At 66.0% G+C, this 26,169-nt stretch carries 25 protein-coding genes; 16 read left to right on the top strand and 9 right to left on the bottom strand.

The window, feature by feature from the left end; translation table 11 throughout:
- Both A5777_RS12760 and A5777_RS12755 read right to left on the bottom strand, forming a co-directional pair.
- The coding region (locus tag A5777_RS12760) for an alcohol dehydrogenase catalytic domain-containing protein (protein ID WP_156529371.1) at positions 1-593 on the bottom strand (593 nt) is incomplete at its 3' end.
- A 33-nt stretch (positions 594-626) separates the two neighbouring features.
- Positions 627-1,304: a TetR/AcrR family transcriptional regulator gene (locus A5777_RS12755; RefSeq protein ID WP_082933654.1), complete on the bottom strand. Its 678-nt coding sequence runs from the start codon at positions 1,302-1,304 to the stop codon at positions 627-629.
- 111 nt (positions 1,305-1,415) lie between these two features.
- On the opposite strand from A5777_RS12755, the gene A5777_RS12750 reads away from it, so the two are divergent.
- From A5777_RS12750 to A5777_RS12705, 10 genes are all read left to right on the top strand, one after another.
- A complete protein-coding gene (locus A5777_RS12750) occupies positions 1,416-3,044 on the top strand; it encodes a sulfatase-like hydrolase/transferase (protein WP_064862912.1) in 1,629 nt (542 codons plus the stop codon).
- A gap of 71 nt (positions 3,045-3,115) precedes the next feature.
- Positions 3,116-4,231 carry a succinyl-diaminopimelate desuccinylase gene (dapE, locus tag A5777_RS12745; RefSeq protein ID WP_064862911.1) on the top strand — a complete coding sequence of 372 codons (1,116 nt, stop codon included), beginning with the start codon at positions 3,116-3,118 and terminating at the stop codon, positions 4,229-4,231.
- A 156-nt stretch (positions 4,232-4,387) separates the two neighbouring features.
- A complete protein-coding gene (locus A5777_RS12740; RefSeq protein WP_285897657.1) occupies positions 4,388-5,245 on the top strand; it encodes a TIGR00730 family Rossman fold protein in 858 nt (285 codons plus the stop codon).
- Entirely contained in the window at positions 5,242-5,778 is a 537-nt protein-coding gene (locus A5777_RS12735; protein WP_064862910.1) for a TIGR00730 family Rossman fold protein, read from the top strand. The genes A5777_RS12740 and A5777_RS12735 overlap by 4 nt, the downstream gene beginning before the upstream one ends.
- Before the next feature lie 57 nt (positions 5,779-5,835).
- The gene (locus A5777_RS12730; protein ID WP_064862909.1) at positions 5,836-7,611 is read left to right on the top strand and encodes a long-chain-acyl-CoA synthetase; all 1,776 of its coding nucleotides are present in this window, start codon (positions 5,836-5,838) and stop codon (positions 7,609-7,611) included.
- A gap of 72 nt (positions 7,612-7,683) precedes the next feature.
- Positions 7,684-8,559 (top strand): dihydropteroate synthase, encoded by an 876-nt coding sequence (folP, locus tag A5777_RS12725; protein ID WP_064862908.1) that lies wholly within the window; start codon positions 7,684-7,686, stop codon positions 8,557-8,559.
- Positions 8,556-9,599: a glucosyl-3-phosphoglycerate synthase gene (locus A5777_RS12720; RefSeq protein WP_064862907.1), complete on the top strand. Its 1,044-nt coding sequence runs from the start codon at positions 8,556-8,558 to the stop codon at positions 9,597-9,599. The genes folP and A5777_RS12720 overlap by 4 nt, the downstream gene beginning before the upstream one ends.
- 51 nt (positions 9,600-9,650) lie before the next feature.
- Positions 9,651-10,034: a DivIVA domain-containing protein gene (locus A5777_RS12715; RefSeq protein ID WP_064862906.1), complete on the top strand. Its 384-nt coding sequence runs from the start codon at positions 9,651-9,653 to the stop codon at positions 10,032-10,034.
- Positions 10,035-10,149: 115 nt separating this feature from the next.
- On the top strand, positions 10,150-10,317 hold the full coding sequence (locus tag A5777_RS12710) for a DUF3117 domain-containing protein (protein WP_004019232.1): 168 nt from the start codon (positions 10,150-10,152) through the stop codon (positions 10,315-10,317).
- Positions 10,314-11,240, top strand: a complete 927-nt coding sequence (locus A5777_RS12705; RefSeq protein ID WP_331710595.1) for a putative RNA methyltransferase — start codon at positions 10,314-10,316, stop codon at positions 11,238-11,240. Before A5777_RS12710 ends, A5777_RS12705 begins: the two co-directional genes overlap by 4 nt.
- Here A5777_RS12705 and glgA read toward each other — a convergent pair.
- Positions 11,219-12,385: a glycogen synthase gene (gene glgA / locus A5777_RS12700; RefSeq protein WP_197502374.1), complete on the bottom strand. Its 1,167-nt coding sequence runs from the start codon at positions 12,383-12,385 to the stop codon at positions 11,219-11,221. The two genes, A5777_RS12705 and glgA, sit on opposite strands and share 22 nt — an antisense overlap.
- Before the next feature lie 113 nt (positions 12,386-12,498).
- Here glgA and glgC point away from each other — a divergent pair, with 113 nt between their 5' ends.
- Positions 12,499-13,713, top strand: a complete 1,215-nt coding sequence (gene glgC, locus A5777_RS12695) for a glucose-1-phosphate adenylyltransferase (protein ID WP_039855631.1) — start codon at positions 12,499-12,501, stop codon at positions 13,711-13,713.
- A 24-nt stretch (positions 13,714-13,737) separates the two neighbouring features.
- On the opposite strand, the gene A5777_RS12690 is transcribed toward glgC, so the two are convergent.
- The 3 genes from A5777_RS12690 to cofD are packed head-to-tail and all read right to left on the bottom strand — an operon-like array spanning position 13,738 to position 16,735.
- Positions 13,738-14,316, bottom strand: coding sequence for an NUDIX hydrolase (locus A5777_RS12690; RefSeq protein ID WP_064862905.1), 579 nt, complete (start codon positions 14,314-14,316; stop codon positions 13,738-13,740).
- Complete coding sequence (locus A5777_RS12685; RefSeq protein WP_064862904.1) at positions 14,313-15,692, bottom strand: coenzyme F420-0:L-glutamate ligase; 1,380 nt, start codon at positions 15,690-15,692, stop codon at positions 14,313-14,315. The genes A5777_RS12690 and A5777_RS12685 overlap by 4 nt, the downstream gene beginning before the upstream one ends.
- Positions 15,689-16,735: a 2-phospho-L-lactate transferase gene (gene cofD, locus A5777_RS12680; protein ID WP_064862903.1), complete on the bottom strand. Its 1,047-nt coding sequence runs from the start codon at positions 16,733-16,735 to the stop codon at positions 15,689-15,691. The genes A5777_RS12685 and cofD overlap by 4 nt, the downstream gene beginning before the upstream one ends.
- A 599-nt stretch (positions 16,736-17,334) precedes the next feature.
- On the opposite strand from cofD, the gene A5777_RS25040 reads away from it, so the two are divergent.
- Positions 17,335-17,592 (top strand): WhiB family transcriptional regulator, encoded by a 258-nt coding sequence (locus A5777_RS25040; RefSeq protein WP_197501400.1) that lies wholly within the window; start codon positions 17,335-17,337, stop codon positions 17,590-17,592.
- Between the two features lie 83 nt (positions 17,593-17,675).
- Here A5777_RS25040 and A5777_RS12670 read toward each other — a convergent pair whose 3' ends face one another.
- Complete coding sequence (locus tag A5777_RS12670; RefSeq protein ID WP_064862915.1) at positions 17,676-18,152, bottom strand: metallopeptidase family protein; 477 nt, start codon at positions 18,150-18,152, stop codon at positions 17,676-17,678.
- A 215-nt stretch (positions 18,153-18,367) separates the two neighbouring features.
- On the opposite strand from A5777_RS12670, the gene A5777_RS12665 reads away from it, so the two are divergent.
- The 3 genes from A5777_RS12665 to manA all read left to right on the top strand — a co-directional run bounded on the left by A5777_RS12665 (position 18,368) and on the right by manA (position 21,333).
- The gene (locus A5777_RS12665; protein WP_082933652.1) at positions 18,368-18,871 is read left to right on the top strand and encodes a DUF3499 domain-containing protein; all 504 of its coding nucleotides are present in this window, start codon (positions 18,368-18,370) and stop codon (positions 18,869-18,871) included.
- Between the two features lie 75 nt (positions 18,872-18,946).
- Entirely contained in the window at positions 18,947-20,068 is a 1,122-nt protein-coding gene (locus A5777_RS12660) for a hypothetical protein (protein WP_064862901.1), read from the top strand.
- The gene (manA, locus tag A5777_RS12655) at positions 20,068-21,333 is read left to right on the top strand and encodes a mannose-6-phosphate isomerase, class I (RefSeq protein ID WP_064862900.1); all 1,266 of its coding nucleotides are present in this window, start codon (positions 20,068-20,070) and stop codon (positions 21,331-21,333) included. Before A5777_RS12660 ends, manA begins: the two co-directional genes overlap by 1 nt.
- Positions 21,334-21,373: 40 nt before the next feature.
- Here the strand turns inward: manA and eccE are convergent, their stop codons facing one another.
- A complete protein-coding gene (gene eccE, locus A5777_RS12650) occupies positions 21,374-23,125 on the bottom strand; it encodes a type VII secretion protein EccE (RefSeq protein ID WP_064862899.1) in 1,752 nt (583 codons plus the stop codon).
- Between the two features lie 290 nt (positions 23,126-23,415).
- Here eccE and eccB point away from each other — a divergent pair, with 290 nt between their 5' ends.
- Positions 23,416-24,951, top strand: a complete 1,536-nt coding sequence (gene eccB / locus A5777_RS12645; RefSeq protein WP_064862898.1) for a type VII secretion protein EccB — start codon at positions 23,416-23,418, stop codon at positions 24,949-24,951.
- A 42-nt stretch (positions 24,952-24,993) separates the two neighbouring features.
- Here eccB and hpxO read toward each other — a convergent pair whose 3' ends face one another.
- Positions 24,994-26,151 carry an FAD-dependent urate hydroxylase HpxO gene (gene hpxO, locus A5777_RS12640; RefSeq protein ID WP_064862897.1) on the bottom strand — a complete coding sequence of 386 codons (1,158 nt, stop codon included), beginning with the start codon at positions 26,149-26,151 and terminating at the stop codon, positions 24,994-24,996.
- Between the last annotated feature and the right edge of the window lie 18 nt (positions 26,152-26,169).

Below are 26,169 nucleotides of genomic sequence, written 5' to 3'. Positions count from 1 at the left end.
TGCTCATGCCTGCTCATCGCGATGATCCGCTCGGCGCCGAGTTGGGCAGAGGCGAGCACGGCCAACAGTCCGACGGCGCCGTCGCCGACCACGACGACGGTCTTGCCCGGCCCCACCTGGGCTGCGGTGGCACCGAACCAACCGGTCCCGAGGACGTCGGACGCACTGAGAAGGTCGGGCACGATCTCGTCGTCGGGAACCTCGGGTGTCGCGACCAGCGTGCCGTCGGCAAGCGGGACGCGGAGGTACTCGGCCTGGGCGCCGCGTACGGGTGCGCGGTGTACGCAGCCGGTCTGGTATCCGGCCCGACAGATGTCGCAGGTGTTGTCGGATGCGAAGAACGAGCCGATCACGAACTGACCGGGTGCCACCCCGGTGACCGCGGATCCGACCTCCTCGACGACGCCGACGTATTCGTGTCCCATCGACACGGGGTGGGTGATCTCGTTGATGCCGCGATAGGTCCACAGATCCGACCCGCACACGCAGGTCGCCGACAGCCGGATTATCGCGTCGGTCGGTTCGACGACCGCGGGTCGATCAAGCTCTTCGAAGCGCACGTCGAATGGCGCGTGGATGACGGTTCCCAGCATGCGTTCCACCATGCCACCGGTGCTCGGCGACTGCTACCGGGCCGTCGCCGCCGCCTCGTCGGCCAACACGATCTCGATCGCGGCCCCGAAGACGATCCGTGCGTGCAGTTCGAAGAGCGCGACGAAATCGACTGCATCGCCGTCGATCTCGCGTGCGACGAAGATGCCGTCCGCGCCGGAGATGGCGTAGGTGGCGATCAGGTCGACCCCGCGGTCGCTCAACTCGGGCGCGGCGTCGCGGACCAGAGTGGCGAACTGGCCGTGGGTGACGGTGCGGGCGTTCAGGTAGATCTCGCGGCCGCTCGGCTGCTTCTCCCGACGTTGGAGAGCGAGTTTGAGTCCGAGTCGGAGGAAATCGGGACTTCGTGTCAGCGCACTCGCCACATGTCGCCCGATCTCCAGCGCCCGGATTCTCGCCTGATTCGTCGGTAGATCGATGGTCGTCACCCAACGCTGGAAGCTGCGCTCGATGACCGCCGCGATCATCTCGTCTTTGTCGGCGAACTGCCAGTAGATCGATGTCGGCGGGAGTCCTGCGCGCTTGCTCACCTGGGCGATCGTGGTGCCGTCGTAGCCGAGCTCCGACGCGACTTCGGTTGCGGCATCGAGGATTCGCTCGCGCGAACCGGGTGAGCGCCGACGCCCTGTCTGCGCGGCCGACGGCCTCTGACGCGTCGACGGTACAGACGGCTGTTCTGACGAGGAGCTCACCAGGCCAGCCTACCCAGAACTCTGTGCATTCATGGACATCCAATATACGAACAGCTACATTCTCTGTAGTGAAGCATACAGAGAATGCTTCTCGACCCCTCGAGGTAACCGATGACTCAGCCCAACATCGTCTTCGTCTTCACCGATCAAGAGCGGTACTTCGACTCGTGGCCGCAGGGCATGGACCTGCCGGGACGAGAACGACTGCAGTCCGAGGGGGTCAGCTTCGAGAAGCACTACGCGCCGGCATCGATGTGCACGAGTTCGCGATCGGTGATTGTCACCGGACTGCAGACTCCGGACACCAAGATGTTCGACAACTCCGACATGCGTTACGTGGCGCCGATGAGCCATGAGATCCCGACCGTCGGCGACATGCTCCGGATGGGCGGCTACTACACCGCCTACAAGGGCAAGTGGCATCTCAACGCCGCGTTCGACGTCGAGAACCCCGAGCACCTGTTCACCGCGGAAACGAACAACTACGGGTTCTCTGACTACATGTGGCCGGGCGACGTGGTGGGAAAGACGTTGGGTGGCTACAAGTTCGACGACGTCATCGGCGGAACCGCGCTTGCGTGGCTGCGCAACAGGGGCCGTCCCCTCACCGACGAGCAGCGACCGTGGGCATTGTTCGTGTCGCTGGTGAACCCGCACGACATCATGTACTTCAACACCGATCTTCCCGGCGAACCGGTGCAGGACACCGGGCGTCTTCTCATGGAGGCGGCGCCCGCACCGACCAACGTTCTCTACGAGAAGTCGTGGAACACAACACTTCCGTCGAGCCTCGGGCAGCGATTCGACGAGTCGGGTCGACCGGCAGCACACGGCGAGTTCGACCGTGCATGGGCGTATACGCTCGGTCACATCCCGCTGGAAGAGGAACGCTGGCAACGGCATTCGGACTTCTACCTCAACAGCATCCGATCTGTCGACCGCCAACTCGAACTCTTGCTCACCGAGCTCGACAACCTCGGTCTCGGCGACAACACGATCGTGGTCTTCACCTCCGATCACGGTGAAATGGGTGGTGCGCACGGACTCCGGGGCAAAGGGCCGTTCGCCTACGAGGAGTGCATTCATCTGCCGATGCACGTCCGCCATCCGGACGTCGCCGGTGGGCAGAGCATGAATGCGCTCACCGGTCACATCGATCTGGTGCCCAGCCTGTTGTCGATGGCAGGCATCTCGTCGACCAACGCATCTGAGTTCGCCGGGCGTGACCTACCCGGATGCGACTTCTCCGACGCGCTATCGGACCCGGCGGCTGCCGAACTGCACAGCCTGCGCGATGCGATCCTCTACACCTATAGCGGGATCGCGACCAACGATGCTGAGACGATTCGTGCCGTCGTCGAACTCAAGGCGGCTGGCAAGGATCCCCAGGCCGAGTTGTTTGCATCGGGCTGGCAACCCGACTTCACCAAGCGTGGCAGCCTGCGCACCGTCTTCGACGGCAGGTACAAGTTCACCCGGTACTTCGCGCCGATTCAACGGCACGTTCCGGCCGACATCGACGAACTCTACGAGCACAACGATGTCGAACTCTACGATCTGCGCACCGATCCCGGCGAGATGAACAACCTCGGCGCCGTCAAGGGCAGTAACGACGACCTGGTCATGGCGATGAGCAACGCACTCGAAGCCGCTATCGCACGCGAGATCGGCGTCGACGACGGTCGCGAGATGCCCGCGTTCGAGTCCGTGGAGTGGCATCTGGACAAGATCGACCTCTGAGGCCGTCGGCCTGCGCCATCCCGCGGTGCACAAGGGGCAATGGGTTGGCACACGCGCGATAAGTTGGAGAGGTGAGCACCACCGAGAACACCGTCGCCGAACTCGACCTGCATGCCGACCCCGTCGAGTTGACCGCCGCACTCGTCGACATCGAGAGCGAGTCGCACAACGAATCGGCGATCGCCGACGCCGTCGAGAAGGCGCTCCGCGAACAGACGGTCGGGTTCGAGGTGCTCCGGCACGGCAATCGCGTTCTCGCGCGTACAAATCGCGGTAAGCCGAGCCGAGTCATCCTCGCGGGACACCTCGACACCGTGCCTGTCGCGGGCAACCTGCCGAGCCGACGCACCGTCGACGATGCCGAGGGTGACGTGCTGCACGGCTGCGGAACCGTCGACATGAAATCGGGCGACGCGGTCTTCCTCCATCTCGCCGCCACCCTCGACGATCCGTCGCACGACCTCACGCTCATCTTCTACGATTGCGAAGAGATCGCGGCCGAGTACAACGGGCTCGGATTTCTCGAACGCGAACTGCCGGAATGGCTTTCAGGCGACGTTGCGATTCTCGGTGAACCAACTGCCGGGCAGATCGAAGCCGGATGCCAGGGGACGCTGCGCGTCACGTTGACGGCCTCGGGCGCCCGTGCACATTCGGCGCGATCGTGGATGGGCGACAACGCAATTCACAAACTCGCCGGAGTCCTCACCACGCTTGCGAATTATCAGCCGCGTTACGTCAACATCGACGGTTGTGAGTATCGCGAGGGGCTGTCAGCGGTCGGCATCGGCGGGGGAGTGGCGGGCAATGTGATCCCCGACAGCGCATGGGTGACCATCAACTTCCGGTTCGCCCCCGACCGCAGCAGCGACGACGCACTCGACCACGTCCGCGACGTGTTCGCCGAGGATCTCGACACCGACATGATCACGCTCGAACTGACCGACGCCGCATCGGGCGCGCTACCGGGCCTCGGTCATCCCGCCGCAGCCGCGCTGGTCGACGCCGCGCACGGACGGTTCCGTGCGAAGTACGGCTGGACCGACGTGTCGCGGTTCTCGGCTCTCGGAATCCCGGCCGTCAACCTCGGACCGGGTGACCCGAATCTCGCCCACCGCGTCGACGAGCGAGTGCCTGTGGCTCAGATCGCCGAGGTCACCGAACTCCTCAGGGCGTATCTGTCCTGACCGTGCTCTGACGGCGGTCGGTCTGCAGGACTGCGGGCTCTCGACCCACGACGACGTCGATCCGCACTGATCGGCGCTCGCGGCGGCAGCGCGACGCCCGGAGTGTGCGCGCGAGCGTCCATCTGCGCCACCCGAAGGCTTGCTAGCGTGACCTGCATGTCATCCGTACCTGAAGATGCCTCGTCCGACGCTGTGCCGAGCACGCCGCAACGCGCCACCGACTCCGACGCGAACGACGACCTGACAGGCGGCGAGGTGGTGATCGACGAGGAGGGTGCCTGCTACGTCGGGCCGATGCGCATCCGGCGAGACCTGCAGCGGCCCGAGACCACCGACCGGCGGCTGCTGCAGTGGGTGGACCCACGTGACCAGACGCGGCGCGCCGAACGCACCATGCGCGACTCGTGGCGGGTGCTGCGCATCCAATCCGAGTTCGTTGCGGGCTTCGACGCGATGAATGACGTGGCCGAGGCGGTGACGGTGTTCGGGTCGGCGCGCACCCGGGAGGGAACCCCCGAGTACGACCTCGGCGTCCGCTTGGGCAAGGCACTCGGGGAGGCGGGTTACGCGGTCATCACCGGGGGCGGACCGGGTGTCATGGAGGCGGCCAATCGCGGTGCCGCGCATACGGATTCGCGCTCGATCGGCCTGAACATCGAGCTGCCGTTCGAGCAGCACCTCAACCCGTGGGTCGATCTCGGGATGAACTTCCGCTACTTCTTCGTCCGCAAGACGATGTTCGTCAAGTACGCGCAGGCATTCGTCTGTCTGCCCGGCGGGTTCGGGACGCTCGACGAACTCTTCGAGGCACTCACCCTGGTGCAGACCAAGAAGGTGGTGCGCTTCCCGATCGTGTTGCTCGGACGTGAGCACTGGGCGGGCCTCGTCGACTGGATGCGCGACCGTCTCCTCGCGGGCGGAATGATCTCCTCCGACGACCTCGACCTCTTCCACGTCGTCGACACGCCCGAGGAAGCGGTGCAGATCATCGTCGACGCGACTCCCGCCCGATGACCGCGATCTGCGTGTACTGCGCGTCGGGTCCGGTCGACACGCGCTACCTCGACCTCGCGGCAGAGCTCGGAACCGCGATCGGTGCCGCGGGGCACACGCTGGTCTCGGGTGGCGGCAACGTGTCGATGATGGGGGCGGTCGCGTCGGCAACACGCGCGGCGGGCGGCACGACCGTCGGGATCATCCCGCGCGCGCTGATGGAGCGCGAGGTCGCCGACCTCGACGCCGACGAACTCGTCGTGACCGAGACCATGCGCCAGCGCAAGCAACTGATGGACGACCGCGCCGACGCATTCATCACCTTGCCCGGAGGGATAGGCACACTCGAGGAGTTCTTCGAGACCTGGACCGGCGGCTACCTCGGGATGCATGACAAACCGGTCATCATCTGCGATCCATTCGGTTTTTACTCGCCGCTGCTCGACTGGCTGCAAGACTTGCACGGTCAGGGGTTCGTGTCGGAGCGGTCACTTGCGCGGCTGAAAGTGGCGGACACAGTGCCGGCCGCCCTCGCGTTTGCTACTGAACGGTAAGGTGTCGAAGAACACGTTTTGACGCGTGTTGGCACACGTAGCGGAGGGTGGAAATAGATGTCAGGTGACGCCACCAAGGTCGTCGGAATCTCAGACGTGTTGAAGGGTGTCGTCAAGATGGCCCCCGACGCCGTCGGCATGATCAAGAACGCGCCGGGGCTGATCCGGCGTCCGCCCGATGCCAAGCGCACCATCGGGTCGATTTTCGCCAAGCGGGCTGCCGATCACCCCGAGCGCCCGTTCATCCGCTTCGAGGGCAAGACCATCACCTACGGCGAAGCCAACCGACATGTGAACAGGTTCGCCGGGGTGCTCCAAGAAGACGGCGTGACCAAGGGCGACGTCGTCGCCATCCTGTCGAAGAACTGCCCGACCGACCTGTTGCTCATGCTCGCGACGGTCAAACTCGGTGCGATCGCCGGAATGCTGAACTACAACCAGCGCGGCGACGTTCTCGAACACAGTGTGAAGCTGCTCGGCGCACGTGTCCTGGTCTTCGATCCCGACTGCAGCGAGGCCCTCGAGTCCATCGATGCCGACGCGCTGCCGACGCACGTCTACGACTTCGAGCAGTTCGAGAAGGAAGCCGACGGGAAACCGGAAACCAACCCCTCGGTCACCGCGGACCTGCCGGCCTCCACCGAGGCGTTCTATATCTTCACCTCGGGCACGACGGGCATGCCCAAGGCGAGCGTGATGAGCCACAACCGTTGGCTGGCGAGCCTTTCCGGAATCGGTGGGCTCGCCGTCCGCCTCAAGCACAGCGACACCATGTACGTTCCGCTGCCGCTCTATCACAACAACGCGCTGAGCGTTTCGCTCTCGTCTGTCCTCGCGGCGGGTGCCTGCATCGCGATCGGCAAACACTTCTCGGCGTCGAAATTCTGGGATGACGTCATCCGCAATCGCGCCACGGCGTTCTGCTACATCGGGGAGCTCTGCCGGTACCTGCTCGCTCAGCCCGAGAAGCCGACCGACCGCGCACACGACGTACGGCTCATCGTCGGCAACGGCATGCGCCCCGACATCTGGGACGAGTTCCAGCGACGCTTCGGTATCGAGCGCATCGTCGAGTTCTACGGCGCGAGCGAACTCAACCTGGTCTTCGTCAATGCCTTCAGCGTCGAGCGCACCGCCGGGTTCTGCCCACTGCCGTACGCGATCGTCGAGTACGACGACGAGGGCAAGCCTCAGCGCAACGCCGACGGCCGACTGACCAAGGTCAAGCGCGGCGGCATCGGATTGCTGATCTCCGGCATCAATGACCGCGTCCCGATCGACGGCTACACCGATCCGTCAGAGACCGAGAAGAAGATCGTCCGCGACGCGTTCAAGGACGGCGACGAGTGGTTCAACTCGGGCGACCTCGTCCGCGATCAGGGCTTCTTCCACATCGCCTTCGTCGATCGCCTCGGTGACACGTTCCGCTGGAAGGGCGAGAACGTTGCGACAACGCAGGTCGAGGCGGGACTCGACGGGTTCGGTCAGGTCGGCCAGTCCGTCGTGTTCGGGGTCGAGGTCTCCGGAGCCGACGGCAAGGCGGGCATGGGGGCTATCACCCTCCGCGACGAAGGTGAGCTCGACGGCAAGGAGCTCGCGGCACATCTCTACGACGCACTGCCGTCGTACGCGATCCCGCTGTTCGTGCGCGTCGTCGACCATCTCGAGGCCACGTCGACGTTCAAGAATCGCAAGGTCGAACTCCGTGACGAGGGCTACACCGACACCGGCGACGATCCGCTCTACGTGCTCAAGGGTCGCTCGGAGGGCTACGTCGAGTACTACGACGGCTACGCCGACGACGTGGCGAATGCCAAGGTGCCCAAGAACTGAACACACAGTGAACTGCCGGCGCGGGTGGTCGTCGACGGTCTGTGATCCGCGGCGATCGCTACGCTGGCTCCCATGAACGCGACCCTGTGCGGCAGGCCCGTGCCTGCCGATCGGGCCCTGGTGATGGCCATCGTCAATCGCACGCCCGATTCGTTCTACGACCGCGGATCGTCGTTCTCCGACGACGCGGCGAAGACGCGCATCCGGCAGGTCGTGGCCGAGGGTGCCGACATCGTCGACATCGGTGGGGTGAAGGCGGGGCCCGGTGAAGAGGTCGACGCCGCGACCGAGACCGAGCGGGTCGTGCCGATGGTCGAGTGGATCCGCGAGCGCTATCCGGATCTGCTGATCAGTGTCGACACCTGGCGTGCGGAAGTGGCCGATCGGGCATGCGCGGTGGGAGCCGACCTCATCAACGACACCTGGGCGGGTGTCGATCCTGATCTGGTGAAGGTCGCCGCGGCACGGCGTGCCGGGATCGTGTGTTCACACACCGGCGGCATGGAGGTCCGCACGCGTCCACATCGCGTCGCCTACGGCGAAAAGCCGACCGATGTGGTGACGGAGGTGATCGCCCAGGTGACCCGGGCGGCCGAAGCGGCCGAAGCCCAGGGCGTGGCCCGCGACTCAATCGTTATCGACCCGACACACGACTTCGGCAAAAACACTCATCACGGGCTGCTCCTGTTACGCCACGTAAAAGATCTTGTTAATACAGGCTGGCCAGTGCTGATGGCACTGAGCAACAAGGATTTCGTGGGGGAGACTCTGGGTGTGGACCTCGACGAACGAGTGGAGGGGACACTGGCCGCGACAGCGTTGAGCGCCGCATCCGGAGCTCGGATCTTTCGCGTCCATGAGGTCGCCGCCACGCGTCGCGTGGTCGACATGGTCGCTGCAATAGCGGGAACACGGCCACCCGCCCGAACAGTCAGGGGACTCGCATGACCGAACAGGTACGTCGAACCCAAGCTCGCCACAGGGCGACCGCTTCAAACAACCGCGACCGCACAGCCATGTGGCCGACCCCCGCCGACGCCATCGGCGAGGAACAGTCGTGGTCGAGTACGCACACGTGGGAACAGCCGGACTGGACCATCGAAGAACTCGTGGCAGCCAAACAGGGACGCACGGTGTCGGTCGTCCTGCCCGCGCTCAACGAGGAGGAGACCGTCGCCGATGTGATCGCGACGATCAGGCCCCTCGTCGGCACGCTCGTCGACGAACTCGTCGTCCTGGACTCCGGGTCCACCGACGCCACCGCGGAGCGAGCAATCGCCGCGGGTGCCCGGGTCATCACCCGCGAGGAGGCCGTACCGGAACTCGAGCCGGTGAAGGGTAAGGGGGAGGTGCTGTGGCGGTCCATCGCGGCGGTCACCGGCGATCTCATCGCCTTCGTTGACTCCGACCTCATCGACCCCGACCCGATGTTCGTGCCCAAGATGCTCGGACCACTCCTCGTCAACCCGCAGATCCACCTCGTCAAGGGCTACTACCGGCGTCCGCTGCGGACCGGAGCAACCCAGGACGCCAACGGTGGCGGGCGAGTCACCGAACTGGTGGCAAGGCCGTTGCTCGCATCGCAGAAACCCGAGCTGACCGCAGTGCTCCAGCCGCTGGGCGGCGAGTACGCGGGCACGCGGGAGTTGCTCTCGGCCGTTCCGTTCGCGCCGGGCTACGGAGTTGAGATCGGACTGCTGATCGACACCTACGACCGCTATGGACTGTCCGGCATCGGCCAGGTGAATCTGGGTGTCCGCACACATCGCAACCGCCCGCTGATCGAGTTGGGCGTGATGAGCAGGCAGATCGTCGGCACGTTGATGCGACGATGCGGCATCGAGGACTCGGGGGCCGGGCTCACCCAGTTCACCGCAGAGCCGGACGGCACCTTCACCCCGCACACCACCGACCTCTATCTCGAGGATCGTCCGCCGATGAACACCGTTCGCGGCGCCGACGCGACGGCCGAGGAGATGGCCAGCTGATCTGAGCCCGGGCGCCGTCAAGTCACGCACGGCGGTCATAGACTTCTCTCCATGCAGACGCTGTTGCTCTACCTGCTGATCATGGTGGTGGTCGTGGCCGCCGTGTTCGCTGTCGTGTGGTTCGTGTTCGGTCGGGGAGAAGAATTGCCCCCGATCGACGACGACACAACCCTGACCCGCCTGCCCGCCGCGGGTATCGCAGGCGACGATGTGCGGTCCCTTGTCTTCGCTCAGACGGTGCGCGGCTACAAGCCGCGCGAGGTGGACTGGGCTCTCGAGCGGCTTGCCGCGGAGATCGACGAGCTGCGTGCAGTGGTGCTCACCCTGCAGGCGCGCGACGCCGCCGAACCGGTGTCGGCCGAGAGCGGGTCGGTCTACGACTCCACGCACGCCGCGCGTGCGGGGGATTCGACGTCGCAGGACGACCTCGACTAACCGTTTGCGCGTCCGTCGGTCGGGCCGATTCAGTGAACACGTATCATTGACACGGCAGCCGTGCGCTGTCGTCGGATCCACCACGGCGAGGAGAACTCTGAAGGGAGTTTGCGAAATGGCGGCGATGAAGCCACGTACTGGGGATGGACCCCTGGAAGCAGCCAAGGAGGGGCGTGGGATCGTTGTCCGCATTCCTATCGAGGGTGGCGGCCGTCTCGTCGTCGAACTGACCGCAGACGAAGCCGCGGCGCTGGGTGAAGAGCTGCGCGGGGTCACCGGCTGACTCAGGAGCCACGGGCGCAGCCAGGACGTGCGGGATCCGTCGCCGACATCGCCGACGTCGCCGACCTGCTCCGCTGCCCGGTCTGCGGAGAGCGTCTCACCGTCGACGAACCCGGCAGGCGCCTGTTCTGCCCGCTCCGACACTCGTTCGACATCGCCAAGCAGGGCTACGTATCGTTGCTCGGCGGCCGATCCGGTTCGCTCAAGTCCGACACCGCCGACATGGTGTCGGCACGCCTGCGAGTCCACGACGCAGGTGTTCTCGATCCTGTCGTGAACGCGGTCGCCCAGGCCGCAGCAGCATTAGTTCCCGGCATGCAGGTGCACACGGATGCACCGGTGATCATCGATCTGGGTGCCGGACCGGGACACTACCTCTCGGCCGCGCTGGGCGGCGTCGAGCACTCTCGCCGTGTTGGTGTCGATCTCTCGAAATACTGTGCCCGCGCGTTGACGCGCAGGATTCCCGGCGCTGGTGCCGTCGTCGCCGACGTCTGGCGCGATCTCCCGTTCGTCGACGACTGCGCCGACGTCGTGCTGTCGGTGTTCGCGCCGCGCAACGTCGATGAGACCGCGCGCATTCTGCGCCGAGGTGGGCGGTGGATCATCGTCACGCCGCAACCCGATCACCTCGGCGAGCTGATCGAGCCGATGTCGATGCTGTCGGTCGCTGCCGACAAGTCCGACGCCGTCTCCGCCGCAGTCGGTGAGCGTTTCGATATCGTCGAGCACACGGTGATTCGCGACCGCCGTGACGTGTCGGCGTCGACGATCGCCGACCTCGTGGCCATGGGTCCGACGGCCTTCCATCGCGATCGTGACGAGATCGAGCGTGCCGCACACGCATTCGCGCCGGGATCGTCGACCACCCCGGTCACCGTCGCCGTGACGGTCACGGTGTGTCAGGCCAGCGTCGACCGGTAGACGTCGAGTGTCTGTTCGGCGATGGAGTCCCACGAGAACTCGGATTCGGCGCGCTCGCGTCCTGCGCTACCCATCGCGCTGGCTGCCGCCGGATCGCCCACGACGTCGTTGACGGCCTCGGCGATTCCGCGTTCGAAGCCGACGGCATCGGTGGGGTCGTAGGGAACGAGTTGTCCGGTGACGTTGTCGCGCACCACTTCCGGGATTCCGCCGACGGCCGACGCGACAACAGCCGTCTGGCACGCCATCGCCTCGAGGTTGACGATTCCGAGCGGCTCGTACACCGATGGGCACACGAAAACATCTGCCGCGGTGAGGATCTCGCGGATACGAGGTAGCGGCAGCATCTCTCGCACCCAATGGACTCCGTCTCGCGCGGCGGCGAGCTCGGCCACGGCGGCCTCGGTCTGCGCTGCGATCTCTGGGGTGTCGGGCGCGCCTGCACATAAGACGAGCTGGATCGCCGGATCGAAATGATGTGCGGCGGCGATGAGATGTCCGACGCCCTTCTGGCGCGTGATGCGCCCGACGAACGCGACGACGGGACGCGACGGGTCGATTCCCAGGCGCACCAGCGTCGACTCCTGGTTGTACGGCTCTTCGACCGGATACCACAGCGTCGTGTCGATTCCGTTGCGCACCACGTGAACTCGCTCAGGATCCAACCGCGGGTAGGCGTTCACCACGTCGGCGCGCATGCCCGAACTCACTGCGATGACGGCATCGGCGTACTCGACGGCGTTGCGTTCCGACCAACTCGACACCTGATAGCCACCGCCGAGTTGCTCGGCCTTCCAGGGCCGCAACGGTTCGAGGGAGTGGGCGGTCAGGATGTGTGGAATGTCGTACAGGCGAGCGGCGAGATGCCCGGCGGTACCGGTGTACCAGGTGTGCGAGTGCGCGATGTCGGCGCCTGCCGCTCCCTGCGTCATCCGAAGATCCGTCGAGAGCATCGACAGCGCCGGATTGGCGTCGGCCAGTGCGGGGTCGGGGGAGTAGACGAAGGCGTCGTCTCGGGGGACGCCCATGCAGTGCACGTCGACGGTGACGAGACTTCGGAGATGCCGGACCAGTTCGGTGACATGAACTCCCGCACCGCCGTAGACCTCGGGTGGATACTCCCGCGTCATCATCGCCACCCTCATGGGTCCTGACGCTAGCGCCATGTGTCGGAGTTCGCCATTCACATGTGGAATCGCTCGAGAACGGACCCGCGATTCGTATGGCCCCACTGGTGGTTGGCGGTTAAGTTGGGAGTGTGAGATCGCAGCCGCACGTTCTCGGAATCGTCCTCGCCGGTGGCGAGGGAAAACGCCTGTACCCGTTGACCAAGGACCGCGCCAAACCCGCCGTACCGTTCGGCGGCGCGTACCGGCTGATCGACTTCGTGCTCTCGAATCTGGTCAACGCGGGGTATGAGCGAATCTGTGTGCTGACACAGTACAAGTCGCACTCGCTCGACCGTCACATCTCGCAAACCTGGTGGACATCAGGATTTCATGGCGAGTACATCACGCCCGTCCCGGCGCAGCAGCGTCTCGGTCCGAGGTGGTACACGGGCAGTGCCGACGCGATCTACCAGTCGCTGAACCTGATCTTCGACGAACAGCCGGAGTACATCGTCGTGTTCGGTGCCGATCACGTGTACCGGATGGATCCGTCGCAGATGGTCGAGGCGCACATCGCGTCCGGTGCCGAGGTGACCGTCGCAGGCATTCGGGTGCCGCGCGTCGAGGCGTCGGCCTTCGGTGTCATCGACTCCGACGACTCGGGCAAGATCACGCGCTTCCTGGAGAAGCCGAGCGATCCGCCTGGGACGCCTGACGATCCGGACGTCACCTTTGCGTCGATGGGCAACTACGTGTTCACGACGGATGCGCTCGTCGAGGCGATCATCAAGGACGCGGCCGATGCCGACTCCGATCACGACATGGGTGGCGACATCATCCCGAGCTTCGTCGACCGCAAGGCGGCCTATGTCTACGACTTCAAGGACAACGAGGTTCCCGGGGCCACCGAACGCGACAAGGGCTACTGGCGTGACGTCGGAACGCTCGACGCGTTCTACGACGCCCACATGGATCTCGTGTCGGTGCACCCGGTCTTCAATCTCTACAACCAGAACTGGCCGATACGTGCCGAGTCGCTGAACGTTCCGCCCGCCAAGTTCGTACAGGGTGGCTCCGCGCAGGATTCCGTCGTCGGCGGCGGCAGCATCATCTCGGGTGGGACGGTCTCGCAGTCGGTCATCTCTGCGAACGTGCACGTCGAAGACGGCGCGATCGTCGAGGGCAGTGTGTTGATGCCCGGCGTGCGGATCGGCAAGGGCGCCGTTGTGCGGCATGCGATTCTCGACAAGAACGTCGTCGTCTCCGACGGCGGGCAGGTCGGCGTCGACCTCGCGGCCGACCGCGACCGCTTCGCCGTCAGCAACGGCGAGGTGGTCACCGTCGGCAAGGGCATCCGCATCTGAGCGCACGCCCGCGGCAGGGCGCTCTCAACCCTGCTGTCGGGCAGCGAGCTGAGCCAGCGCGGCGGTGACGAGGGATTCGATCTCGGTGCCGTCGTCGTGGGGCAGCGCGTCCACGGGCCACCAGCGCAGGTCGTCCGACTCCGAGCTGATGTCGAAGTGCGGCAGCTTGCCACCCGGTTGCGGCGGCGCCACCGCGGCGAAGCGGACGTCGAGGTGTCGGGTCGGCACGCCGAGCGAGCAGGTGATGGGGTGGGTGTGGAGTTGCGCCAATGCGCCGAGCGTGAGGTCGTCGATTCCCGACTCCTCGCGTGCTTCGCGCAGTGCGGCGTCGGCGATCGAGTTGTCGGATTCCTCGCAGTGCCCACCGAGCTGAATCCATTTGCCCACACGCGGATGCAGCGTCAGCAGGACGTGGGTGTGCGTGGCGTCGAACACGATCGTCGACGCGGTGACATGTCCGGGCACGCTGCGTCGTAGACACGCGTCCGGCTGCGCGTCGAGAAATGCGAGATAGGCGTGGCGCAGCGAATCCTGTTCGGGCGCCTGGGTATTCCATGACCGAAGAAGTTCAACGGCCGACGAGTGCAGGGAATCAGCGCTCATCGCTCGATCACCCACTCGTCGGTCGGGGCCGGCTCGCGTAGCTGCTGTGGCTCGGCGGGGTGCCCGATGGCGATGGCGCCCAACGGTTCCCACGACGGGTCGACGTCGAGCTCGCGACGCACCACATCCGGCGCGAAGATCGTCGACCCGACCCAGCAACTGCCGAGTCCGCGGGCAGACAGCGCGACGAGCAGGCTCGCGACCGCGCCGCCCGCGGCGACGGTGAACATCGTGTGCTCTGCGGCGTTGCGACGTGAGTCGGGGTAGGTGTGCGCTCCGTCGCCGGTGAGCATCGGGATCACCAGTTCCGGTGCGTCGTAGAGTATCTGGCCGCGCCCCACGCGCTTGGCAATCGACTCCGGTGACTTGTCGTCCGACGAGAGGTCGGCCCGCCACGCGTCACCCATCGCATCGAGGAGGCGGACACGACGCTCGCGTGAACGTACCCAGACGAAGCGGAACGGATGCGTGTGGTGGGGCGCAGGCGCGGTCAACGCGTCGGCGAATGCGGCTCGGAGATCTTCGGGCGCAACGGGTTCTTCTGAGAACGACCGGATCGATCGCCGGGTTCTGATCGCCTCGATCCTGCCCTGGTCGATCGCCTCGGCGGTCCCGAGGCGGAACAGGTCCTCGTCGGCCGGTCGGACGAGCTGGGCCGCCGATGAGCCGTCGTCGTGCACGCGAAGCCCCCGCACCACCGCGACCGGTACGCCGTCGAGCTTTCCCTTCACCAGGTCTGCGGCAGAGGCGATCTCGTCGGCAACGGCGATGTCGGTGACGATCAACGGGTTGCCGTACGAATCCTCGCCTCCCTCGTAGGGGTGGCTCACGGCGATTCCCGACGCGCCGATGGCGACGTCGGTCTGACCGGTACGCCACGCGCGGCCCATCGTGTCGGTGACGATGACCGCGACGTGGTGACCCGTGAGTCTCGCGATGGCTTCGCGCAACAGTCGTGCGCTGCCGTCGGGGTCCTCGGGGAGCAGGGCGATCTGGTCGGTGGGCACATTGGAGCCGTCGACGCCCGCAGCGGCTTGCACGAGGCCGAGTTTGTTCTCGGTGATCAACGTGCGGTTCTTGCGGGCGAGGACGCGCACCGACTCGGCGTCGATGAGCCTGCGCCGCAGGGCATCACGCTCGTCGGGATCGGTGGGTGCCGGAATCATCCGACCCTCGGTCTTGGAGAAGACCTTGCTGGTGACGACGACGACGTCGTCGTTGCGCAACCACGGGGCGCGGCGTGTGATCTCCGCTGCGAGGTCGGTGGTGGCGTCGAACTCGGGCAGACCGGTGACCGGGATGATCTCCAGAGCCGCGGGGGCGCGGTGGTCGCGGAGGACCCCGACTTGCGATGCCGCGCTGTCGTCGGCCGTCATCGGGCGTCTCCGGTGGCGTCGGGGCGGGCGGGGTGCGGAATGTCGACGCCGACGAGGGCGCATGCGTCACGGACCATCACGGCGGTCGTCTGTGGGTCGCTCATCAGCAGTGGTGCCGTTCCGATGGCGATGCCGTCGACGTGTGCGGTGTCGCCCTCGGCGATCAGCCATCCGTCGAGGATTCCGTTGCCACTGCGGGCCCCGTAGTGGGCGGCGATCGCCTCTGCGGAGGACTCGACGCCGATGACCGACAGGCACTCGTCGGCCATTCCCCGCAGCGGTCGATTGTCGATCACCGGGGAGATGCCGACCACGGGTGCCGACGTTGTGCGCAACGCGCTTCGGATGCCGGGGACGCTGACGATCGCGCCGATGCTGACGACGGGATTGCTCGGTGCGAGCAGGACGATGTCGGCGTCTGCAATCGCTTCGGCCACACCCGGTGCGGGCGCGGTGTCGTCGGACCCGACCTGCGCGAACCCGAACGTCGGGATCTGCGCACGATGACGAACCCACCACTCCTGGAAGTGGATCGCGACGCGCTCGCCTTCGCGCCCATCGGGTTTGGAGACGACGACGTGTGTCTCGTGACGTTCGTCGGTGGCCGGAAGCAGTCGCACGCCGGGCTGCCAACGCCGACACAGCGCGGCGGTGACATCGGAGAGCCGGTATCCGGCGTCGAGCATCTGGGTGCGGATCAGATGCGTCGCAAGGTCGCGGTCGCCGAGTCCGAACCAGTCGGGATCTGCGCCGTAGGCGGCCAGTTCCTCCTTGGCGTGCCACGACTCGTCGGCTCGACCCCAACTGCGCTCCGGGTCGATTCCGCCGCCGAGCGTGTACATACAGGTGTCGAGATCGGGGCAGATGCGCACGCCGTGCATCCACGCGTCGTCACCGACGTTGACCACCGCGGTGATCTCGTTTCCGCTGCTCGACGCCGCGTCGCCCGTGGCGTCGGGAAACGGCGTCGGACCGAGCAGTTCGCGAACTCCGGACAAAAATCGTGCGCCGCCGACACCGCCGACGAGTACCGTCACCTTCACAACGACCCACTCTAGTGAGTCCGGATCGAATCGATATCATGGACCACGACGCTGCGCCCGCCATTCGCGTCCGATGTGACATTGATGTGTCCCCGCAACACAACTCGTGTCTTACGGGGAGTTTTGTCAGTCGATGGTATTAAGGAATATTTCGATTCAACTTGACCGGACACGTCTCTTGCGTGTCTAATCACATCAGTGTCATTTCTGGTTCGAGATCGAGATCGAGAATCGGTGCATCGCAACGAAGTTCGATCACGTGTTCGAATTCGGAAAGGTTGATCCGACACCGTGGTGGTGCCAGGTCGCGCCGGACACTTGGTGAAGATCGAGAATGTACGGGTATGAGTGGTGGTGTGGCACCGATGCCGCGCCGCCGTGACGACAGAGAACAACGACTTCCCAGGCAGGAGGCGCCGACGATGGCATTCGACAACGCGATCGGCAATCCCCTTGAACCACACGGTCATTCAGAGATCGCGTCCCCGTTGAGTGGGGATGCGAATTACACAACCCTTGGGCCCGTTGATGATTCATTCATCGGGACACCTGAGGTGTCACTCGGCGCTGAGGAGGACTCGCAGCGGCGCCATCTTTCCTTGGTGCCCAACGACTTCGAGGGCTTGTTCGACGAGATCGAAGATCAGTGGCAAGATCGCGCGCTGTGCGCGCAGACCGATCCGGAGGCCTTCTTCCCGGAGAAGGGTGGCTCCACTCGTGAGGCGAAGCGCATCTGCCAGGGCTGCGAGGTGAAGGCCGAGTGCCTCGAGTACGCCTTGAACAATGACGAGCGTTTCGGAATCTGGGGCGGACTCTCCGAGCGTGAGCGTCGACGCCTCAAGCGCGGCATCATCTGACGATCGGTCGCACCCCGGTGGCCCCGTCCTCTGGTGGCCCGGTCTTTGGTGACACCGTCTGCCGGTAGACCGGTCGAGTTCGGTTACTCGGGTCCTCGGTCGATGATGTCCTCGTCGAGTCCGAGGTGTGTCGCGACCTGCTGTACCAAGACTTCGTGAACGAGGTCGAGTAGGTCCTCGCCCTTCTTCGCCCTGCTCTCCAGTGGCCGGCGGAAGAGGATGATCTGCGCCCTGGTCGGCGCTCCGTGTACATCGACCCCTGCGGGCATCAACCGCGCAAGCGGAACGGCGCCGTCGGCTGTCACCTCGTCGGGCCACTGCACGGTTTCCGGGTCACGCGGGAGAAGACGCGGAATCTCGTCGACAGCGATGTCGAGTCCCGAGAGTTGATCGTGCCAACGTGCATCTATCTCCGCGAACGCCTCGAGGACGACCGTGTCGAATTCGTCCGACTTGCTGCGCCACGCCGGCACTCCCTGCGGCAGCAGCGGTGAGCGCAGACCCCGGCCTCGTCGGTCGCGACGTGCTCGACGCGCCGCGCGGACGGCCGAGAGCCGCATATCGGACACCCGGTTCTCCGAGGAGCGCACCGGCGAAGCCTGGCTTCGATCGCGCGTGGCGCGCCGCCGTTCGATACGCATGCCGAGATTGTAAGTCTCCACCGTCCGCTGTCGCGTCGGAGATGGGTGCCGCGTGTCGGGCCCGGGCCGCGTGTCCGACCCCGCGCCGCGTGTCGCCTCACCGTTCGCCGGGGCGTGGGACTAACCTTTCTGCTGTGAAGCTTCCCCGACAATGCTGCCGCCCGGCTTGCTCCCGGTCGGCGGTGGCGACCCTGACCTTTGTGTACGCCGAGTCGACGGCGGTCATCGGTCCTCTCGCCACGTCGGATGAGCCGCACTCATGGGATCTGTGTGACGAGCACGCGCGCCGCATCACGGTGCCGCGCGGGTGGGAGATGCTGCGCAGTGAGCGGGGATTCTCGGCGCCGGTCGCCGAAGACTACGAACTGACCGCCCTCGCCGAGGCCGTGCGTGAGATCGGTGGGCGTGAGGTCGGTGCACGCGGAATCGCAGGTGCTGTGGGACGCGCGCCCGGTTTCGACCAGGAGGCGTTCGACGACGTTCACGCGGGCCGTCATCGTGCGGGTACGTCGACGACCGATGTGCGTTCGGGTCCCGATGTGCGTTCTGGGGCCGACGCTGCTCGCCGAAGCGGCGCGGTGAAGCCGCGCCCCGGCAGGCGTGGGCATCTTCGTGTGTTGCCCGACCCGGTCGACTGACACGCCCGCGAGATCTGGTGGATCAGAATATGGCTGTGTGTGGGCAGCGACGCCATGCGTCGCTAGGCTGACCCTATGCGTACAGATACCGCCGACCTCGATGATGTCGACGATCTGATTGCAGGCGACTCCGAGGGTCTGCTGCAGGCGGCGGCGTTGACGGGTGCGCAGGTGCGTGCCGTTGCCGAGGCCATGCGTGAGGGCGTCCTCGAACCGTTGGCGGCGCTGCGGCCCCGAAGTGTTGTCATCGTGCACGGCGTGTCGAGCGTCGCCCGCGACGCCGTAGCGCTCGTCGTGGCCTGCGTCGCCACCCGCGTCGATGTGCCGATCGTCTCCGCGCCCGCCCTGCCGGGCTGGGTGGGTCCACTCGATGTGGTTGTCGTCGCGGGCGACGACGCGGCCGACATGGCACTCGCGGATGCCGCGGCACGGGCGCGGCGTCGACGCGCAGAGGTCGTCGTCGCAGCGCCCATCGAGGGGCCGCTGCGAGATGCTCTGGGCGGCAGTGGAATTGACCTCTCGCCTCGTCTTCGCGTCGATCCACGTTTCCGATTCGCGGCGTACGTCGCGGCGCTGTTGGCGGTATTCGCATCACTCTCCGATGTGCGGTTCACCGGTCCGGTGCCGCTCGTGGGCGACATTGCCGACGCACTCGACGACGAGGCCGCGACAGATCATCCCGCCCGCGAGACGTTTCAAAACCGCGCCAAACTGCTGGCAGCTCGACTGTCAGATCGTCGAGTCGTGTGGACGGGCGACAGTCCGGCTGCGTCGGTGGTCGCCACACGGAACGCCAACTCACTTCTCGCGTTGTCCGGAAAGGTCTGCGCCACAGCCGATATCGATGCCGTCGCGAGTATTTCGCTGCAGTCGTGGAGTGCTTCGGGCGCGTCCGCCGTCGACTCGATCTTCCACGACCCCCAGATCGACGGTCCATTGGCAGCCGAACCTCCGCGCGTGCTCGCGGTCACGACGGCGTCGAGGCAGTGGTTTGCCGATCGCAGGGTCGTCGGTATTCCGGATGCGGAAGCGGTGTTCGGCGAGGTCGACGACGCCGATCCCGCGGCGCACCCGGCTGGGCCCGCCGGGCCGGAGGACCTCGCAGACGGGCCCGCCGACCTCGTCGGCTATGTGCTTCTCGCGTTACGCGTCGACATCGCCGCGGTGTATCTGCGCCTGACCGGAATCGGAGACTGATGAAACTGCTGGACGGAGTGGTCCGCCCGTACGCCTGGGGATCGCGAACGGCTATCGCGTCGCTGCGGCAGAAGCCGGTTCCCTCGCCGCACCCGGAGGCCGAACTCTGGTTCGGCGCACACACCGAGGGACCTGCGACGGTCCTCGGCAGCGACGGCGAGCCGGAAGGCACGCTGCTCGACGTGATCGACGCCGATCCGCAGCAGGCACTCGGAGCTGCGACAACCGATCGGTTCGGCGATCGACTTCCCTTCTTGCTCAAGGTACTTGCCGCTGACGAACCGTTGTCGCTGCAGGCTCATCCCAGTGCCGAGCAGGCCCGTGAAGGGTTCGCGCGCGAAGAGGCCGCAGGGATTCCCATCGATGCGCCGACGCGCAACTACAAGGACGCCTCGCACAAGCCGGAGCTGATTGTCGCGATCTCCGAGTTCGACGCGTTGGCGGGTTTTCGTGACCCCGCGCAGACGATCGACTTGCTACGCGAACTGCAGGTCTCAGAACTCGACCCCTATCTCGGGATGCTGGCGGGCCAACCGGATGCCGAAGGGCTGCGCGCGGTGTTCACCACGTGGCTCACCTTGCCGGAATCGCGGTTGCGCACCCTCGTTCCCGCCGTCCTCACCGGAGCGGTCGACGCGCTGAACGCGGGATCGCGGTTCGGCCCGGAGCTGCGCACGGCGCTCGAGCTCGGCGAGATCTACCCCAACGACCCGGGGGTACTCGCGTCGTTGTTGCTCAACAGGATTCACCTGTCGCCAACCGAAGGGCTGTACCTGCCTGCCGGGGTACTCCACGCCTACCTGAGCGGCACCGGAGTCGAGATCATGGCCAACTCCGACAATGTGCTCCGCGGTGGCCTGACCCCCAAGCACATCGACGTGCCCGAGCTGTTGCGTGTTCTCGACTTCACCCCGGTCGATGCCGACAGTCTCAAGCCGCGCATCCGCACGGTCGGCACCGAACGGATCTACCTGACGCCTGCGCCCGAATTCCGGCTCTCGCGTGTCGAGTTGGAGGGCACGGGTTTGCACCAGCCGTCGTCGATCTGCTTCGACATGCCCGGTCCGCAGATCCTTGCCGCGCTCGGTGGAACCATCGAGGCGCGGCTACCGGGCGATACGCCGCTGTCGGTCTCGTCTGGTTACGCGGCGTGGATTCCCGATGGTGACCCGGATGTCGTCGTGCGTGCGTCGTCGAGTCGGGCACTGTTCTTTCGCGCACGAGTTCCGGTCAACGATCCCGCAGAGTCGGCGTCAGAGAACTAGCGCGTCAGAGAAATAGATCTGTCTCACACACGAGCTGTTGTCAGACGAGTAGTCCAGATCGGTCGGGACGCCCGGGGTAGGGCATCGGCTGCCCTGCCGACTGGTCGCTGAACCGCGACTCCTCCGGAGTCGCGACCATCGTGACCCGGATGCGGGCATCAGCCGTTCGCAGCGTCACGTCGTGCGGCCGTGTGGGATCTTGTCTCACTTCGACCGCAGTCACTTCCATTGCAGTGGTGGAGGATTCGTCGTCTGTCGCCTGATTGTTGGTGACGACGATTCGTGTCGCACGTGCTGAGACGGGGCGCGGTGCGACACCGTCGAAGAGGTGAATCCGCCGGCCGCCCTCGAGGTCGCCGTGGGGGTCGGCGAACTTCAGTACGTGATGATCGCCGACGCGCGACACGAGGTGTTGCCACCCACCCGGACGCGAGGTGTGCACCGTGACTGCGCCGCCGGTCGCGATGATCCGCAGCACGATCTGTACGGCAAGGCGCGCATCACCGATCAGGGCGACCTCTGATATGCCGGGGCCGAACAGTCGCGACGTGACCGCACGACCGGTGTGATCGGCGCCGATCAACTGACCGCAGCCGCTGACCTGTATCCGGAGAGTGTCGAGCAATGTGTTGGCCTGTGCGCCCGACGTCGCGTGCAGTCCGCGGTGCACTCGATGCGTGGCGGCATAGGGGAGTGACGCCGCGAGGGCGTCGAACTGCCGACCATCGAGCGGTGTGGTACCCGTTGGCCAGGTGTCGACGACGCGTCCGGCGTCCGGGGCATCGTCGACGCGCATCAGTGCGCGCACCTGGAGCTTGCCGTCCTGTCCGTGGGACAGGGTGAGGGTGAGCGTCGTCGCGAGCGCCCCGGGGCAGGCGGTGCCGAACAGTCGCGGTAGGTGGCGGGGGTCGATGGCCGCGGTGCGGAAACGGACTCGTCCCGCTGTGACCTGCGACCACTCTTCTCTCATCGAGTCCAGATCCGAGCCGTGAGTCAATTGCTCTGTGAGCGAACGCATCTCGGTGGCGGTGAGCGGGGTGGCGACGAGCCCGCATTCGCGGAGTCGGCGCGCAACCCGGCGCGTGGTGATGGTCGCGGTGCGCAGGGCGCCGGTCGCGCCTCCGCCGCGGCGGGCAACCGCGTTCGGGCATTGCGTCGGATCGAGTCGTAGGACGACGAAGGTACTGCGGTGCGTTGTCGCGGGAAGTGGGCCGAGAGTGCGTTCGTAGATCGCGGCCGCCTGTCCGACGCCACCAACCCGTACGCCGTGGCTGATCACGTCGATCGACGAGAGCGGAATGTCGAAGGGGTCGATGCACCCGGCGAGGGTCGCCAGCGGTAGTTCCGGTTCGGTCGTCTCGCATCCGAATGGGGAGAGGAACGTCGGGGTGCAGCGTGTGGGTGAGACCCTCAGGACGGTGATCATCGTGCCGCCTGCCCAGCGGACACCGATGGGGCCATCCTCTGCGCGCGCACCCAACGAGGAGGTGCGCTGCCTGCGACCTGATGTCGGGACGTCGAATGGTGCGGGCGCGAGTTCGGCGAGACTACGCCGTGCCCGGGACCAGTAGAAGCCGAGTCGACGGATCATGTTGTCCGCCAGAGAATGTCGACCGGCGATCGGTACAAGTGTCACCGCCATGAGCGCCGCCGCGCCGAGTGCGACGACCCCCGCTCGGCCGCCCGCGGCCCACCAGCCGATGAACCCGGCGGCCACCAGCGCCTCGATCCCGACCAGCGTCGCGAATCCGGGTAGCCGTGAGCGTGTGGACGGCCCCGTGTCGAACGCCATGTGGTAGCTCCCTCTCCCCGAACCTGTACCGGCCTGTGTGCCGGCCGCCCCGCACACATATCACCCAGTAGTAGAGCGTCTTCCGAACCCGCGCGCGTCGAATCGGATGTTGTCCACAGCCGAAGACGTGATGCCGGAATGCCGGTTTTGTGCATGTCTGGTTCGGTTAGGCTACTACCGCGTCGGTCAGCCGTTGTGATGTTGCGCAGGCCGGGTGTCACGCGAGAAGTGCCCTGACACAGGCGGTGCCATGAAAGCGCGTGGGGGAACGACGTTAGGGGAGGGGGAACATGGCGCGTCAACTGACGACCCGAGCGCAGGTCAACGGCTACAGATTTCTGCTGCGGCGTCTCGATCACGCGCTGATCCGTCGAGACGTGCGGATGTTGCATGATCCGATGCGCTCACAGGGGCGTGCCCTCGCGGTCGGGGCGGTGCTCGGCGTACTCGTGCTCGCAGGTTTCGCGGTGTGGGGCCTTGTCAGTCCGCAAGGCTCCGTGGGCAAGTCGACCATCGTGGCGGCGAAGACCGGTGGCACCTACGTCGTCATCGACGGCACCATGCACCCCGTGCTCAACCTGGCGTCGGCACGACTCATCACAGGTAGCGACGAGAAGCCTGCGTCGGCGTCGGAGAAGAAGCTTGCACGATACCCGCGCGGTCCTCTCCTCGGTATCCCCGGTGCGCCGTCGGCGCTGCCGGTCTCGAGTGTTTCCGCGTGGACGGTGTGCGACAGTACCGATGCCTCTGCGGCCGATGGTGCGTCGGGGATCGGTGCGGGTTCGGTCGGCGCGCGCACCGGAGTGCTGACGGTCGTCGCAGGCGCACCGGAACTCGGGGCAGACATCCGTGCCGCGAATGCCGACGATGCCCTGTACGTGACCGATGGTGCCGGGGTGTTCCTGATCTACCAACTCGACCGTGACGGACACCCGACACCTGTGCGCGCGCAGGTGGATACGACCAGCGTTCCGGTGCTGCGGGCGCTGGGACTCGAGGGTCGGACGCCGCGGTCGATCAGTCGCGGGTTGCTCAACACTTTTCCCGAGGTCGACCCGTTGACGTTGCCGGACATTGCGGGTGAGGGTGGCGTTAGTTCACTGGCGGGTGGTTCACCGGCCGGCGGCGGCGCACGTGTCGGCTCGGTCATCAAGACGACTGCGGCCAATGGCGTCGCAGGCTATTACGTGGTGCTGCGCAGCGGTGTTCAACCCATCAGCGCGGCCACGGCCGAGATTCTGCGTCTCGCGGAGCGTGACGACGCCGCGCCCGTGGCGACCGTCGCGCCCGGCGTAGTCGCCGCTAGTCCGATGCGTGACGAGCTGCCCATTGCCGACTTCCCCACGACGACACCGCATCTCGTCACGGCCGGTGAGGGTACGGTGTGCCGGGCGTGGGCGCGCGGCGCCGACGCGGCTCGGACAACGCTGCTCGTCGGCGATACCCTGCCGCTGCCCGGCGGTGCGAGACCGGTCCGTGTCGCGAGTGCCGACGGGTCCGGCCCCGGCGTCGACCAGGTGTACGTGCGACCGGGCTCGGGCGCCTATGTTCAGGTGACCGGAAATGAATCAGATAGCGCGCGTGCGGAATCGAGATTCTACGTCGCCGATACCGGTGTGCGGTACGGAGTGCCGGACGCGAAGACGGGGTCGGTCCTGCGACTCGGCGCATCGCCGACTCCCGCTCCGTGGGATGTGATCTCGCTGCTCGTCGCGGGGCCGACGCTCTCGCGCGAGAACGCGCTCGTCGCGCACGACGGCATGGGTGCCGATCCGGCAGGTATCGCTGTCAACCCTCCGGAGAGCGCGCAGCAGACCGGGGGTTAGGTGTGCGCAGCGGCCACCTTGCGGCCCGGTACCGGCCGCTGCTCAGGTGACCGGACCGCCGACGATGTTGCCGACGATGCCCCGAATGATGTTGGTGCCGTCCTCTTCTCGGAGTTCGGAGTACCACTGCGCAGTCTTCTCGGGGTCTTTCGCGTGTGTCACGTCGCAGCGTTTGCGCGCACGTAGAACGAGGTCGCCCGCGCGCTCGGCGCGCGCGGCCTGGTATTCGGCGAGCGCGGCGTACACGTCGTCGGGGTGGTCGCGGAAGGCGAACTGCAGTGCCACAGCGTCTTCCATCGCCGAACAGCCGCCCTGCCCGATGTCGGGAGTGGTGTTGTGCGCGGCGTCGCCGAGTACCGCCACGCGGCCCTTGACCCAGGTGTCGAACGGGTCGAGGTCGAGGATCTCGACGCGGTTCGTCGTTGCGGGATCGAGCTTCTCGATGAGCGTCTGCACCCCGGGCGCCCAGCCGTCGAACTCCTTGGTGAGCACCTCGCGGGCGGTTCCCCGCTCGAAGGGCTGTCCCTCGGGCATTGGGACGTCGAAGAAGAAGTAGAAGCGGTCGCCCGCCACCGGCATGACCGAAACCCGTTTGCCGTCACCGACATACGTCGTCCATTCGGTCGACGGACCGATGGCCGGATCGGTGGCGACGAGGCCGTTGAAGTTGACGTAGCCCGCGTAGCGTCGGGTGACCGGGCCGCCCAGAACGTATTCGCGGGTCAGTGATTTCGCGCCGTCGGCGCCGATCACGATGTCGCCGCTGACGCTGGTGCCGTCGGCGAATTGCACTGTGGCAGCGTCGGGTCCGTCCTCGACGGAGACCATCTTCATACCGAAGTTGATGTCGTCGAATCCGTAGGCGTTCATGAGCATGAGCTGCAACTCGGCCCGCGCGATGGGGTAGGGGCGTTGGCCGACCTCGTCGATCAGCGGCTGCATGCTGAACCGGCACATGGTCTCGCTCGTGTGGCCGTCAACGTAGCTCATGGTGTCGACGATGCCTCCGAGCGCTGCGGTCTCTTCCTCGAGTCCGAGGTGATTGAGGCATTTGACGCCGTTGGACCACACCGAGATCGCGGCACCGACCGGCTTGTTCTCGGTCACCTGCTCATAGACCGCGACGTCGAATCCGAGTTGTTTCAGAGCGATAGCCGCGCTCATGCCGCCCATGCCCGCACCGATGATGACTGCCTTCACGTTGTCTTCCCTTCCACC

It is taken from the genome of Gordonia sp. 852002-10350_SCH5691597, from assembly GCF_001665715.1.
Taxonomy (GTDB): Bacteria; Actinomycetota; Actinomycetes; order Mycobacteriales; family Mycobacteriaceae; genus Gordonia; species Gordonia sputi.
Note: the sequence above shows the minus strand (reverse complement) of the source record. Positions and strands in the feature narration are given on the sequence as shown.